The 13,148-nt window shown below is 67.1% G+C and carries 13 protein-coding genes; 7 read left to right on the forward strand and 6 right to left on the reverse strand.

Annotation, left to right across the window (positions count from 1 at the left end; translation table 11 throughout):
• Positions 1-27: 27 nt before the first annotated feature.
• Positions 28-957, forward strand: a complete 930-nt coding sequence (locus NRB20_RS29345) for an NADP-dependent oxidoreductase (RefSeq protein WP_153414648.1) — start codon at positions 28-30, stop codon at positions 955-957.
• 78 nt (positions 958-1,035) lie between these two features.
• Here NRB20_RS29345 and NRB20_RS29350 read toward each other — a convergent pair whose 3' ends face one another.
• Positions 1,036-1,887 (reverse strand): LysR family transcriptional regulator, encoded by an 852-nt coding sequence (locus tag NRB20_RS29350; RefSeq protein WP_319945547.1) that lies wholly within the window; start codon positions 1,885-1,887, stop codon positions 1,036-1,038.
• Between the two features lie 116 nt (positions 1,888-2,003).
• Here NRB20_RS29350 and NRB20_RS29355 point away from each other — a divergent pair, with 116 nt between their 5' ends.
• On the forward strand, positions 2,004-2,999 hold the full coding sequence (locus NRB20_RS29355; protein ID WP_153414649.1) for a substrate-binding domain-containing protein: 996 nt from the start codon (positions 2,004-2,006) through the stop codon (positions 2,997-2,999).
• A gap of 60 nt (positions 3,000-3,059) precedes the next feature.
• Here the strand turns inward: NRB20_RS29355 and NRB20_RS29360 are convergent, their stop codons facing one another.
• From NRB20_RS29360 to NRB20_RS29370, 3 genes are all read right to left on the reverse strand, one after another.
• Positions 3,060-4,337, reverse strand: a complete 1,278-nt coding sequence (locus tag NRB20_RS29360; RefSeq protein ID WP_153414650.1) for a Fic family protein — start codon at positions 4,335-4,337, stop codon at positions 3,060-3,062.
• 336 nt (positions 4,338-4,673) lie between these two features.
• Positions 4,674-4,910: a hypothetical protein gene (locus NRB20_RS29365; protein ID WP_153414651.1), complete on the reverse strand. Its 237-nt coding sequence runs from the start codon at positions 4,908-4,910 to the stop codon at positions 4,674-4,676.
• A gap of 11 nt (positions 4,911-4,921) precedes the next feature.
• Positions 4,922-6,664 carry a sodium:solute symporter family protein gene (locus tag NRB20_RS29370; RefSeq protein WP_153414652.1) on the reverse strand — a complete coding sequence of 581 codons (1,743 nt, stop codon included), beginning with the start codon at positions 6,662-6,664 and terminating at the stop codon, positions 4,922-4,924.
• Between the two features lie 227 nt (positions 6,665-6,891).
• Here NRB20_RS29370 and NRB20_RS29375 point away from each other — a divergent pair, with 227 nt between their 5' ends.
• The 3 genes from NRB20_RS29375 to NRB20_RS29385 are packed head-to-tail and all read left to right on the forward strand — an operon-like array spanning position 6,892 to position 9,742.
• Positions 6,892-7,440: a pyruvoyl-dependent arginine decarboxylase gene (locus NRB20_RS29375; protein WP_153414653.1), complete on the forward strand. Its 549-nt coding sequence runs from the start codon at positions 6,892-6,894 to the stop codon at positions 7,438-7,440.
• On the forward strand, positions 7,437-8,057 hold the full coding sequence (locus NRB20_RS29380; protein ID WP_227833979.1) for a hypothetical protein: 621 nt from the start codon (positions 7,437-7,439) through the stop codon (positions 8,055-8,057). Before NRB20_RS29375 ends, NRB20_RS29380 begins: the two co-directional genes overlap by 4 nt.
• Complete coding sequence (locus NRB20_RS29385) at positions 8,057-9,742, forward strand: GGDEF domain-containing protein (RefSeq protein WP_227833980.1); 1,686 nt, start codon at positions 8,057-8,059, stop codon at positions 9,740-9,742. Before NRB20_RS29380 ends, NRB20_RS29385 begins: the two co-directional genes overlap by 1 nt.
• Before the next feature lie 263 nt (positions 9,743-10,005).
• Here the strand turns inward: NRB20_RS29385 and NRB20_RS29395 are convergent, their stop codons facing one another.
• Complete coding sequence (locus tag NRB20_RS29395) at positions 10,006-10,467, reverse strand: MarR family winged helix-turn-helix transcriptional regulator (protein WP_153414655.1); 462 nt, start codon at positions 10,465-10,467, stop codon at positions 10,006-10,008.
• 165 nt (positions 10,468-10,632) lie between these two features.
• Between NRB20_RS29395 and NRB20_RS29400 the strand changes: the two genes are divergently transcribed.
• Positions 10,633-11,022, forward strand: a complete 390-nt coding sequence (locus NRB20_RS29400; RefSeq protein WP_153414656.1) for a nuclear transport factor 2 family protein — start codon at positions 10,633-10,635, stop codon at positions 11,020-11,022.
• Positions 11,023-11,190: 168 nt separating this feature from the next.
• Here the strand turns inward: NRB20_RS29400 and NRB20_RS29405 are convergent, their stop codons facing one another.
• The gene (locus tag NRB20_RS29405) at positions 11,191-11,955 is read right to left on the reverse strand and encodes a DUF6319 family protein (RefSeq protein ID WP_153414657.1); all 765 of its coding nucleotides are present in this window, start codon (positions 11,953-11,955) and stop codon (positions 11,191-11,193) included.
• 361 nt (positions 11,956-12,316) lie between these two features.
• On the opposite strand from NRB20_RS29405, the gene NRB20_RS29410 reads away from it, so the two are divergent.
• Positions 12,317-13,102: a DinB family protein gene (locus tag NRB20_RS29410; RefSeq protein ID WP_194290044.1), complete on the forward strand. Its 786-nt coding sequence runs from the start codon at positions 12,317-12,319 to the stop codon at positions 13,100-13,102.
• Positions 13,103-13,148: the final 46 nt, after the last annotated feature.

Below are 13,148 nucleotides of genomic sequence, written 5' to 3' on the forward strand. Positions count from 1 at the left end.
GTCCCGTTATTGTCTACGGAGGTTCTCATGAGTCGAGCCGTGATCTACGAAACGTTCGGTGGCCCCGAGGTACTGGAGCTGCGAGAGGTCCCCGAACCGCATGCCGGACCGGGCGAGGTGCGCGTGCGCGTCACGGCCGCCGGACTGAACCCCATGGACTGGGGTATCGCCTCGAGCCCGGAGGCCGCGGCCCGCTTCGGCATCACCCTGCCGTCCGGATTCGGCTACGACCTCGCCGGCGTGGTGGACGAGATCGGCAGCGATACAACGGGTTTCACGGTTGGGGAGCGCGTCTTCGGCGGCGCGCTGGGCCGGGCGGCCGCCGATTTCGCGGTGGTCGACACGCGCGCGGGGGCCGCCGAGTCGCTCTGGCACACGCCCGACGGGGTCAGCGACGAGGTGGCCGCCACGCTGCCGATCGCGGGCTCGACCGCCGCCGCGGCATTGAACGCGATCGACCTGCGATCCGGTGACGTCGTCCTGATCGGCGGCGCCGCGGGCGGCGTGGGCGTGTTCGCCGTCCAACTCGCCAGGCTCATCGGCGCCGAGGTGCTGGGCACGGCATCGGAAGGCACGTTCGAATTCCTGCACGGGTTCGGGGTCGAACCCGTCGCATACGGCCCCGGACTCGCCGACCGAGTACGCGCCCTGGCACCCGGGGGCATCACCGCGGCCACCGACCTGTTCGGCGCCGAGACCGCCGAAACCGCTCTCGCACTGGGCATTTCGCCCGATCGGATCTCCACTGTCGCCGCAGGCCCGACCCCTCCCGGCGGCGTCCGCGCGACCGGCGGCATCGACGCGGGCCCGGACGACATGACGCGCATCGCCGAAGCCGTCCGAACCGGAACAATCACCGTGCCCATCGCCGCGACCTTCCCGATCGAGAAGATCCGCGACGCCGTGGCGCTACAGGCCGACCGCCACGTCCACGGCAAGGTCGTGGTCACTCTCTGAGCTGTGCGGTGGGCGGCGTCAGGTATCACGAATCAGCACGGCACCGGCGCAGGCGAACCGGTCACGGTTACCGCCGACTCAGCGGAAGCTGTCCACCGCGAGTTGAACGAAACTACGAACGAGCGGTCCGGGGGTGGACTTGGCGTGGGCGACAACCAGGTGGCTGGGCGGGCGATCGCGAAACGGGACGACGACGAGACCGGCGGGGAGCGGCTGATCGGCCGGGGCGAGGGCGCACGTCGTGTTCCACAGGACCGCCTGTAAGCACTCCTGGATGGTGCGCACGATCGGTGCGGAACCCTCGGGCGAGCCGCCCGTCCAATACGCGGCCCACACCGGATCGGCGTTGTCCGGCAAGCGAACCCAGCGACGTCCGGTCAGATCGGCGGCGGAGACCGACTCCCGCCCGGCGAGTGGATCGTCCTCGCGCAACACCACGCCGACCGGGATCCGGCGCAGGATTCGGACGCCGATTCCGTTGTCCTCGAACGGGGTTCGGGTCAGCGCCACGTCGACAAGTCCGGCCCGCAGACCGGCGGTCGGATCGGCCAGGTCCGCCTCACGAATGCTCACCTCGACCGACGGGTGCCGCTCCCGGAACCGGGCGACGAGCGTGCCCGCGACGAGTTCGGCCGTATCCGCGAGCGTGCCGATCGTGAGCGCGGCCGCGCCGGCCGCGGCGCTCACCCGGGTGCGCAGCAGGTCGGCGCGCTCGAGCAGGGCGACCGACTCCTCGTACATCACCGTCCCGGCGGCGGTGAGGGTGACACCCTTCGAGGTCCGCTCGAACAGCGTGACGCCGAGTTCGTCCTCGAGTTCCCGGATCGCGCGACTCAGCGGCGGCTGTGTCATGTGCAGGCGACGCGCCGCGCGGCCGATGTGACGCTCCTGTGCGACGGCCACGAAGTACCGGAGCGAGCGAAGGTCCACCGCCACACGATACCCACGCGGTATCGGATGTGCGGAAAGGGTGTTGGACGCGTCGCGGGCGGACCGGGAAGTATCGAAATCAGCTCGCCGACAATGGAGTTCGAAAGGAATTCGACATGTCCCGGACCCTCACCATCGGAACCTACGTGTACGACACCACCGCGGCGCTGTTCGACGGCAGCGTCGGCCTGGACGGCGTCGAGATCGATATGCGGACCGCGCCCACGCTGCCGGAGATCTTCCAGCGCGCGGTCTGCAAGGACGAATTCGACGTCGCCGAACTCGGCCTCACCTTCTACCTGCGACTCCTCGAGGAAGGGCTGCCGTACGTCGCGCTGCCGATCTTCCCGAACCGCGTCTTCCGGCACTCGTGCGTCTTCGTCAACGCGCACAGCGGCATCACCTCCCCGGCAGACCTCACCGGCCGCACCATCGGCGAATTCGGCACCTACGGCCAGGATTCGGGCGTGTGGGCCAAGGGAATCCTGATGGACGAGTACGGATTCGACCCCGCCGCGAATCGCTGGATCGTCGGCGGCCTCGAACACCCTTCGCCCCCTTTCGATTTCATCCCCCACCCGCATCCGCCGAACGTTTCGGTGACGCCCGCCCCGCTGGACGCGACCCTGAACGCGATGCTGGCATCCGGCGAGATCGACGCCCTGTTCTCGGCGAACGTCCCCCAGTGCGCACTGGACCACTCCCCCGACGTCACCCGCCTGTTCCCCGACTACGAACCCCTCGAACGCGACTATCACCGCCGCACCGGCATCTTCCCGATCATGCACACCATCGTCGTGCACCGCACCCTGCTCGACACCGCCCCCGACCTCGTCCACGAGGTCTACCGAGCCTTCTGCCGCGCGAAAGACGAAGCCGCCGAACGCTATCACCGCAACCGCAGGCTCTACCAGGTCCAAACCATGACCCCCTGGATGAACGCCCTCATCGAACGCAACGAAACCCAATTCGCCCCCACCCCCTGGCCCTACGGCATCACCCCCAACCGCCCCACCCTCGAAACCTACCTCCGCTACCACCACGAACAGGGCCTGTCCCGGAACCTCCCCCACATCGAAGACATCTTCGCCCCCCAATTCCTCGACACCTGAACACCCGACACTTGTCTCCCGGAAACCGTTGCACGCGTGCACTTCCCACAGTCCGGATCGTCAACGCATCCGCTTCGGCACCGGTCGCTCCGGATCGAAAACCCGGGTATCACCTCGAGGACTTGCGAGCCTACGTTCCAAAGCCGTGAAGGCCGTGATCGCCTCGGGGGCTTCGAAAACACGATTGCGGCGGCCGATGCTCAACTGCTTCAAAATCCCTGCCGCAACGAGGCGCTCGACTGCGGAATTCGTGGCCGGAAAACTACGGCCGATCAATTCGGCCGCGGTTGTGACCGTAAGGATCGGCGCGCCGACCAGCTTGCCGATGAGCACATCGAGGGCCGAGTTGGCGCGCACCGGCGAGACTCGCTCACGCCACGAGCGTTGTAGCTCAGCGGCTTTCGATTCGTAGACAGTCGCGTCGGCCACTGCGCGGGCGCACGCGGCCGCAAACCGGGCAATCCAGATATTCATGCCCTCGACAGCTTCCGGTGAATCCGGATCACCTGTATATCGATAACTGGTCAGGCCATCGATGTACGCATCGCCCCAGGTCGCCAGGATCAGCGAGACCGGAACCAGCACCCTCGCGGCAACGCCGCGACGACGAAGAACCATATGTATCAGCGCCCGTCCGGTCCGGCCGTTGCCATCAATGAACGGATGGATCGTCTCGAATTGCGCATGGGCGATAGCCGCCTGCGCAACCGCCGGTAGGTCATCACCATTACAGAAATCAACGAGGTCACCCATCAACTCCGGAACGTCCTGCGGCGGCGGAGGTACGAAATCCGCGGCACAGGGATTGAACGCACTCCCACCGATCCAGTTCTGCACATCCCGGTAGTGCCCACCGTGCTCGACCAGCCTGGTCCCGGCGAGCAATCGCCGATGCACCTCGCACAAAGTCCGCTCGGTAATGGGGTCACCCGGACCGACCGAATCGACGGCAACGGCCATCGCGTCGATATTCGCCAGCACCTCGACTGCTGTCACATCCGAGGACTCACCTTCCAACTCGCGCGCGGCGTCGGCGCGCAACAAACGTCGCGCACCAACCTCGAGCCCTTCTATACGCGACGATGCGATGGCCTCGGCGCGCAGCAACAGCCGCGACAGCGCTTCGGTCTCCACCAGCGCCCGAGCTTCCGAATCCAGGCGTGTAATCGCCGTCTCCGCGTCCACCACGTCGGCTGCGACATCACCGGACATGGTGATCTCGCGATTACCCAGCCTGTCGGGTAGGTAGACCTGGTACGGCCCGGAACCACGATCCCTGCGCGATATGCCACTACCGTCCAGATTGCCAACCCAGTGATGTCGCACAAGCTTGGACATGCCACCTCCTTATTAAAGGTTACGCCATAACCTTTAATAAGAGCGGTGACAGTTCAAGGTTGTGCGGATCGCGGTTACGTGGTGGCGCAGGTTTCGGGGCCGAAGACTTCGTAGTGGATGTGGTCGGCGGGGACGTTGCGGTCGAGGAGGGCGTCTCGGATGCCGAGCATGAAAGGTAGTGGGCCGCAGAGGTATACGCGGGTTTCGGGTGGGATGGGGAGGTCGGTGAAGTCGACTCGGCCGCGGCGGAGGGTGGGGGCGCCCGGACACGACTCGGCCGCGGCGGCATCGTGCACCGCCGCGGCCGATCGGGTGGTTACCGCGTGTTCGCCCGAGTTACTCTGCGGGACCGCCGGATTCGGTGTGCTGCGGCACCTGGGTCGGCCGCAGCCGGACCCAGATCAGGAACCCCGCGGCCAGCACCGCCATGACGATCCCGGTCCACAGGTTGGTGTTCCAGCCGCCACTGCGTTGCAGATCCGCGGCGCTGTGATCGACCGCGCCGACGACGATCAGGATGACGCCGTAGATGCCCAGGAGCCCGCCGACGATGGTGCGAATATCGAAAAGCATTGCGTCACTTCCTATCCGATGACGATGTTCAAGATGATGACCAGGACCAGACCGATGCCCGCGAGCAGCACCGGACGCTGGTACCAGGGCAGCGAGTCGGCATCGGGATCGTTGAGCAGGGACTTGGGTGTCTCCGAGTACACCAGCCCGACCAGTTCGGCATCGGGCTTGGGCGCGGTCACCAGGCTGACCACGACGCTGAGCACCACATCGACCACGAAGGCCACACCGGCGGCCAGGAAGCTCGAGCCCTGACCGGACAGGTTGATCACCCCGGTCTCGCTCAGGATGAAGATGAAAATCGCGGACAACGTGCCGAACACCAGACCGACCCAACCGGCCGTCGCGGTCATCCGCTTCCAGAACATACCGACGATGAACGTCGCGAACAGCGGCGCGTTGAAGAACGAGAACAGCGTCTGGAGATAATCCATGATGTTCGAGAAGTTCCCGGCGATGAACGCGGTGAACACCGCGACCACGGTGGCGCCCACGGTCGCCCAGCGCCCGACGTTCAGGTAATAACCGTCCGGTCGGTCCTTCTTCACGTACTGCTGCCACAGGTCGAAACTGAACACCGTGTTGAACGCGGAGATATTGGCGGCCATACCCGCCATGAACGCGGCCAGCAGACCGGCCAGCGCGACGCCCAGAAGTCCGTTCGGGAGAATATCTTTCATCAGGTACAACAACGCGTCGTTGTACTTGACATCGCCCTTACCGGTCGCCTTGTATTCCGCGATCTGCGGCACGATGAGAGCGCTCACCATGCCGGGGATGACCACGATCAACGGAATGAACATCTTCGGGAACGCGCCGATGATCGGGGTGCGCCGGGCCGCGGAGATGGAGTGCGTGGCCAGCGCGCGCTGCACCTCGACGAAGTTCGTCGTCCAGTAACCGAACGAGAGCACGAAGCCCAGACCGAACACGATGCCGATCACCGACAGGAAGTTGTTGGAGAAACCGCTGAGTTCGTTACCGGGCCAGGAATGGATCTCCTGCGAACCGTCCTTCAGCCCGGACACCTTGTCCGTCAACCCACTCCAGCCGCCGACGCGATGCAGACCCACCAGCGTCAACGGCAGCAGCGCGGCCACGATGACGAAGAACTGCAACACCTCGTTGTAGATCGCGGCGGACAGACCACCGAGCGTGATGTAGGACAGCACGATCGCCGCGGCGACGATGATCGACACCCACAGCGGCCAGCCCAGCAGCACGTTCACGATCGAACCGAGCAGATACAGGTTCACACCCGCGATGAGCACCTGGGCGATCGCGAAGCTCAGCGCGTTGACCAGATGCGCCCCGGTGCCGAAGCGCCGACGCATGAACTCCGGCACGCTGCGCACCTTGGAGCCGTAGTAGAACGGCATCATGACCACGCCCAGGAACAGCATGGCCGGGATCGCGCCGATCCAGTAGTAGTGCATGGTCGGCATGCCGTACTGCGCGCCGTTGGCGGACATGCCCATGATCTCGACCGCGCCCAGGTTCGCCGAGATGAACGCCAGACCGGTCACCCAGGCGGGCAGCGAGCGCCCGGACAGGAAGAAATCGATGCTCGAGGACACGCGCTGGCGGGCCAACAAGCCGATGCCGAGCACGAAGACGAAATAGATCGCGACGAGGACGTAGTCGACCGGCGAAGCGTCCAGGCGCAGGCTGGCGCCCTCGGCCAGTACATCGTGTGCCGGGCCCCCTGCCAGCACCGATTCGACAATTCCTGGTGGCGCGGCAGCGGGTGGCATGCGGCTCTCCTGTTCGGTGGATCATCCTTCGACCACTTGGTCGTGTCCGGATCTTAGCGGGCCGTTAGCGTTCACATGGAGCTATCCACCGCGCTGCCGATCCGTGTCCGCACGACCGGGAGTGATGCCTGTCCGATATGAAACGATGTTTTTCAGTTCAAAGGAGTTTTGCCGCAAGATCACCCTTCAAAATGCAACACTGGGGTCCCCGGGGGAAGGATCACAGGATGCTCATCACCCACAGACAACACGGCACGTTCGGTACCGGAAGTGCCACCCCACCCCGCCCCGCCGCGCTGACCATCGAGGTCGGCGCGGCGGTCGGAGTGGGGTCGACGAGGATCTCCGCATTCGACGCCGCGCTGCGCGAACTCGGTGTGGGAGAAGCGAATCTGATCCGCCTGTCGTCGGTGATCCCGCCGCACGCGACGATCGAGCGGACCCGCCGCGTGCGCAAGCCCATCGTCTGGGGCGATCGGCTGTACTGCGTCTACGCAGTGGAGTTCGCCGACACCGCGGGGGCGAGCGCAGCCGCCGGCATCGGCTGGACCGTCCGCGACGACGGCTCCGGCGCGGGCCTGTTCGTCGAGCACGAGGCCGAAACCGCCAGGGAGGTCGACGAACTCATCCACCTGAGCCTGACCGAGATGACCGCCGCGCGCGCCGGGGTCTTCGGACCCGTGTGCACCAGCACGGTCGCGGCCACCTCCGACGGCCGCCCGACCTGCACCCTGGCATTGGCGGCCTATCACACGGCGGGATGGAATCAACCGTGACCCAACCCGCGGAACCGGAAAGATCGACACATACCGCGACTTCCGCGGCCGGAGGTATCCGGGTCAGCGTGGAGCGCACAATTCCGGATCCGCAGATCGAACGTTTCCAATTGCTCTACGAAGAAGCATTCGGTCCATTACGCACTCGGGCGATCGCACGGCAGGTTCTGCATCCCGGCGAATTCCATCAGGAGATGACCGATCCGCGAATACAGAAACACGTTGCCCGTGCACCCGACGGCGAGCCGATCGGCCTGACCACGTTGACTCGTCATCTGGAGACGGTGCCCTGGATCAGCCCCGAATATTTCGCGGCGCGTTTCCCGCAACACGCCGAGCGTGACGCCATCTACTATGCGGGGTTCACATTGGTCGCCCCCGGCGCGCGACAAGGGGCCGCATTTCATGTCATGATCGAATCAGTCGTCCGAATATTGGCGGCGGAGCGCGCGGCCGTCGGCTGGGACATCTGCTCGTACAACAACTCTCACTTCTCGTTCGCCGACGCCCTGCGAACGGCGATCGGGGAGCGGGCCACGGTCGATATCGCGGTGGAGGATTCACAGACTTACTACGCGGCACGGTTCATCGGGGACGGAGCGGACAAGGGGGACTGATGATGCTCAGCGAACAGCACACGGTCGACCTCCGGCATCTGGCCGGGCCACTGTGGCGCGCATTCGTGCCGATGATCGCCGCGGCCGTGATCGCGCTGCCCCTGCTCACCGCCGCCGAGGCGGTCGTCACCGCCGTACTCGCGACGGTCGTGGTCCTGACCGTCGCGATGATCGCCGTCGGCGTGCACCGACATCGCCCGCCCGCCCCGATGCCGTGGTATCTGCTGGCCGGGTCGGCGGTGCTGTTCGGTTTCGGGATCACGCTGCGCGATCTCATCCCCGACGAGAACTACCTGTTCGACGACATGTTCACGCTGTCCGGATACGCCGGGGTGCTGCTCGCCGCGCTGCTGTGGCTCGCGCCGCGCCGCGTGCACGGCGGCGGCAACGATCTGCTGCTTGACTCCGGGCTGATCGGCCTGGGCGCGCTGCTGGCCTCCTGGACGTTCCTGATCTCGCCGATCCTGAGCAGCGGCCACGGTGCCAGCGCGGTGATCGCGGCCTGCTACCCGATCATCGACGCGCTGCTGCTGACCGTGGTCACGCATTCGGTGGTCACCGGGATGCGCTCGGAAACCTCACTGCGCCTTGTGCATACGAGTCTGCTCGCGATCCTGATCGCCGATTTCGGCTACAACCTGGTGGCGGCCGGATCGATCCATCCGCCGTTCCAGATCCTGTTGATTCCGTTGCTGGGCGCGTACCTGTTGGTCGGGTTGGCGGCGCTGCATCCGACCATGGTCACCATCGGGCAGCAGCAGCGCGTCCGGCCCGAGCAGTCGCGGCAGCGGGCCAGTTGTATCGCGGTCGCGCTGGTGGTGGCCTCGCTGGTGCCGACCATGGGGCATCGGTCCGGCGTGGTGGATCGGGTGGTGATCTCCACGCTGTTGGCCGGGCTGTTGATCGGCGTGCTGGCGCGCAGTGAGCGCGCGATCGGGCGCAGTGCCCGCAGCGAACGGCGGGCGCAGTACCAGGCCGACCACGACATGCTCACCGGCCTGCTGAACCGCTCGGCGCTGCTGCGCGCACCCGCCCGCAATCACGAGCGCTGGGCCGGGCGCACGCTGTGCCTGCTGTTCATCGATCTGGACGGTTTCAAATCCGTCAACGACAACTACGGCCACGCCATCGGGGACGAACTGATCGCCAATGCCGCGGCCCGGATCCGGCGCGTCATCCGGCACGACGATGTGGCCGCCCGCTACGGCGGCGACGAGTTCGTCGTGCTGACCTGCGCGAACCGCTCCGATACCGCAACCCTCGCCGAACGTCTGATCGCCGCGTTCGGCAATCCCTTCGAACTCAGCGTCGGCGCGGTCTCGATCACGGCCAGTATCGGCATCGCCGTCGGCTCCACCCGACCGGCCGGTTCGGTGCACGAGATCCGCGGCCGCACCGGGCGGTCGCCGGAATCCGCCCCTGTCGAGGCAACCTGCCCCGTCGAGACGACCGACCCCGATCACCGGGAAGAGGTCGCGGCGCCGACCCCGCCGCAGCCTGCCACCGCCGAGACCTCGGTGTACGACCTACTGCGCGAAGCGGATTCGGCCATGTACCACGCCAAGGAATACACCCTCGGCTACGTCTTCCACGACGAGATGCGGCACCACGGCCACCCGGAATCCCGCCGCGTCTGGCGTCGCGACGGTCGCAAGTCCCGCGAATCCCGCGAGACCGCCGTCTAGCCGAGGCGATACCGAGTAACCGATACCGCTCGAGCAAGGACACAACCGCGGCAGCCGGACGCGGCCACAGCCTGCCGGATCGCGCACACCTGCGGGCGGCTCGCAGCACCGCCGGGCCGAATCGCGGCGAACGACAGTCGGATCCCGGCCACCAGGTCACCAGGTAGTTCGCAGCGGCACTGATTGAACGTGGCGACAGGCGGCCGGATCACCGCGTGTCGGCCGAACCACGGTATCGGCGGGACCGAATCGCGGTATCGGCGTCAGGCTGGCGTGGTTTCCAGGTCTTCGGCGACGGCGGCGAGGACGCGGTGCAGGACCGGGGCTTCGCCGTCGCCGAGGTAGCGGGCGAAGTGGCCGCGGACGCCGCGGACGTGGGTGGGCCAGGCGGCTCGGAGGGCCTGCATGCCCTCGGGTGTGAGCGTTACCAAGGTCGCGCGGCGGTTGGCGGGGTCGATGCGGCGTTCGGCGTAACCGGCCTTTTCCAGGCCGTCGACGATGCGGGTCAGGCCGCTGGCGCTGTAGAGCAGGGCGGCGGCCAGATTACGCATGTACATCGCCTGGCCGGGGGCCTCGGACAGCTGCACCAGCGCGTCGTAGGTCAGCAGCGTCATGCCGTGTTCGGCGCGCAGTTCGGCGTCGAGCGTGCGGGTGAGCAGGGCGTGCGAACGCAGGTAGGACCGCCACGCACTTTCCTCGTCGGTGCTCAACGCTGTGACCTCCATGCCCACGTCTCCTTCGTCGATTTCGCACTCGGACAATACACCCCGCAAAACTCCATACGGATATATTACGCACGCGAACAGTTGCTACGTCGAGTGTTGTGATGCATAGTGTTCGTATTCGTAGCGATACGCGTCACACGGACGCCGTACCCGAGGAGTTCTGCTTTGACCGACGCACCCCTCCCCCCACTGCTGACCGCACAGGTGAAGGCCGTGCTGGACCGTTACGACACCGCGCTGGCCAGCGGCGACAGCGCCGCGGTCACAGCCACGTTCGCGGAATTCGGTGCGTGCTACCCCGGCGACGACACCGCCGCCTTCGGCACCGACATCGGCCCCCACTACCGCCAGGTCTGCGCCACCGCGCGCCCACCCCTGCGCCGCCGCGTCCACGACATCGCCTCCGGCGGCGACGTCGTCTTCGTCACCACCACCGTGACCCCCACGCAGGAAACCGCCCCCACCACCCCGACCGGCGAACTGTTCATCCTGCGTCGCCGCGCCAAACAGTGGGCGATCCTCGCCCACCTCGGCTCACCCGGCCCCACCCCGTAACCAGCCGCCACACCCCACCCGGCGACAGCGGCGAAAGCCTTGCGCCGCTTGCGAACCCACCGTTCGGTCCGAACGGTGCCGGCCGCATCCCCCTGGATAGCGGCCGCACGTGTCCACGGCACGCCGAGTCGGAGCGGGGACCCCGCGCCCCGACGGCGGCGCGCGGTTCTAGCCCGAGAGTTCGTCGAGGAGGCGGCGGGCCTGCTCGAGTTCGGACTGGAGTTGTTCGACCTTGACGCGCTGGGAATTGCGCACCGACTCCAGGACGGAGTCGACGACCTCGGCGACCTCGGGGTGCAGGAGTTTGGCGGCCTGGGCCACCGAGGAGCCCGCGACCGTGAGGCCGCGGACGGTGCGCTTCTTGCCGTTGACGACGTCGACGGTCCACTCCCCCTCGGCGGTACCCGACAACGTCACGGTGACCTCCGCGGGCTTGGCCTTGCGGGCGGGGGCGGCCTTGGCGGGGCGGGCGGGCTGCTTGGCGGCGGTCTTGACGCTCTCGTCGGACTCGGGTGCAGCGGGCTTGGCGGGCGCGGGCTTCGACGCGGCCGGGGCCGGTTGCGCGGGGGCCGGACTCTCCGGGGCCGGGCTCGGCGGCTGCGGCGACGGGGTGACGGACGACGGCATGCTCACTGGGGTGTCCTTCCTGGGTTTCGCGACGGTCGCGGGCGCGGTGCGCCGGGCCGGTTTGGTCAGCGTCACTTCGGTGGGCGAGAACGACAGCACATCCTTGGAACCGGTGGGCCGCACCTGGAGGAAATCGCCGTCGGCGGGATCACCGAGGGCGAGTACCTTGCCCGATCTACCCTCGGGCACGCCGACCGCCTCCGAGGTGAACCACACCATCGGTGGGCGATCCGCGGCGAGGTCCGCGGCGATCTGCCGAATTTCAGTGTCGGACAACGGCTGCGGCTTCGTTCGACGCGATGACATGGTGCACTCCGGGCGGGTTCGTTGACGTCTGCGTGCCAAGAGCATGCCCCATGGCACCGACAAGTCCACATCGCCGGATACCTCCGGTTACCGCTTCGACAATTGGCAACATTCGGGCAAAACTCCACTGCGGCAACCGCACCGCCACCTCCGACCTCCCCTACCGAACTCGACCGACCAGGAGAATCGTAGGGGCTGCGCACAACTCGCGACACCGGGCACCACCTCCACCCGCCCCTTCCCGCACCCATCCCTTGCCGCCCAGCAATCTTCAGGTATTCCTCATCGGCGCGGACAGCCGAGCCGTAACCGGGTAATGTCCGGACTCCATGAGGAGTCCGGCGACCGGTGGGGTGGTGCGATGAGTTCGCCGCATCTGCCCGCGTTGCACGACGAGCGACAGGTCGTCCTCGACTTCTGCCGCGACCTGACTCCCGCGGACCTCTCCGCCCCCAGCGCCGCCGCCGGCTGGTCGGTCGCCGACGTGCTCATCCACATGACCGCCGTGCTGCGCGCGATCCTCACCCCGACCGCCGCCGCCTACATGACCACCCGCGACGTGGAGCGCACCAACGAACGCCTCGTCGACGAAAAACGTTCGCACACAACCAGACAGCTCCCCGGCGAATTCGAGACCTGGAGCCGGCGCGGCATCACCGCCCTGACCGTGCTGACCATCCCCGGACTCGGCGCGATCCGCATCCCCTACGGCGAATTGGGCTGGTACCCACTCGAACTCACCCCCGCCATGCTGGTCTTCGAATGGCACACCCACGTGCGCCACGACATCGCCCCGGCGCTGAACCGCCCCACCCCGCCCACCGACGCGCGCCGCATGACCTCGATCCTGCGCTGGCTGACCACCCTGCTGGAACATTCGCACCGGGAGGCGCTGAGCTGGCTGGACGTCCCGGTCGCGATGACCCTCACCGGTCCCGGCGGCGGCACCTGGCGACTCGAACCGCGCGGCGGACGGCTGCGCGTGCGGCCGGGCCGGGCCGCAGGGGCCGCGGCCCACATCGCCGCGATGTCCCTGGAATTCCCGCAGTGGAGCACCCGGCGGGTGCCGTGGCGCGCCTGCGCGGTCGCGGTGACCGGGGACACCGAGCTGGGCACCCGCGTCCTGGACTCGATCAACCTGGTGTGATCGTGCCCGGCGCGGTACGACTTCACGGTTCACAGCTCCGACCCAC

The organism is Nocardia macrotermitis (genome assembly GCF_009604405.1).
Classification (GTDB): Bacteria; Actinomycetota; Actinomycetes; order Mycobacteriales; family Mycobacteriaceae; genus Nocardia; species Nocardia macrotermitis.

Coding starts and splice junctions, on each gene's coding strand:
- NRB20_RS29345 (WP_153414648.1), top strand. CDS start 28: ATGAGTCGAGCCGTGATCTACGAAACGTTCGGTGGCCCCGAGGTACTG.
- NRB20_RS29355 (WP_153414649.1), top strand. CDS start 2,004: ATGTCCCGGACCCTCACCATCGGAACCTACGTGTACGACACCACCGCG.
- NRB20_RS29360 (WP_153414650.1), bottom strand. CDS start 4,337: ATGTCCAAGCTTGTGCGACATCACTGGGTTGGCAATCTGGACGGTAGT.
- NRB20_RS29365 (WP_153414651.1), bottom strand. CDS start 4,910: ATGCTTTTCGATATTCGCACCATCGTCGGCGGGCTCCTGGGCATCTAC.
- NRB20_RS29370 (WP_153414652.1), bottom strand. CDS start 6,664: ATGCCACCCGCTGCCGCGCCACCAGGAATTGTCGAATCGGTGCTGGCA.
- NRB20_RS29375 (WP_153414653.1), top strand. CDS start 6,892: ATGCTCATCACCCACAGACAACACGGCACGTTCGGTACCGGAAGTGCC.
- NRB20_RS29385 (WP_227833980.1), top strand. CDS start 8,057: ATGATGCTCAGCGAACAGCACACGGTCGACCTCCGGCATCTGGCCGGG.
- NRB20_RS29395 (WP_153414655.1), bottom strand. CDS start 10,467: ATGGAGGTCACAGCGTTGAGCACCGACGAGGAAAGTGCGTGGCGGTCC.
- NRB20_RS29405 (WP_153414657.1), bottom strand. CDS start 11,955: ATGTCATCGCGTCGAACGAAGCCGCAGCCGTTGTCCGACACTGAAATT.
- NRB20_RS29410 (WP_194290044.1), top strand. CDS start 12,317: ATGAGTTCGCCGCATCTGCCCGCGTTGCACGACGAGCGACAGGTCGTC.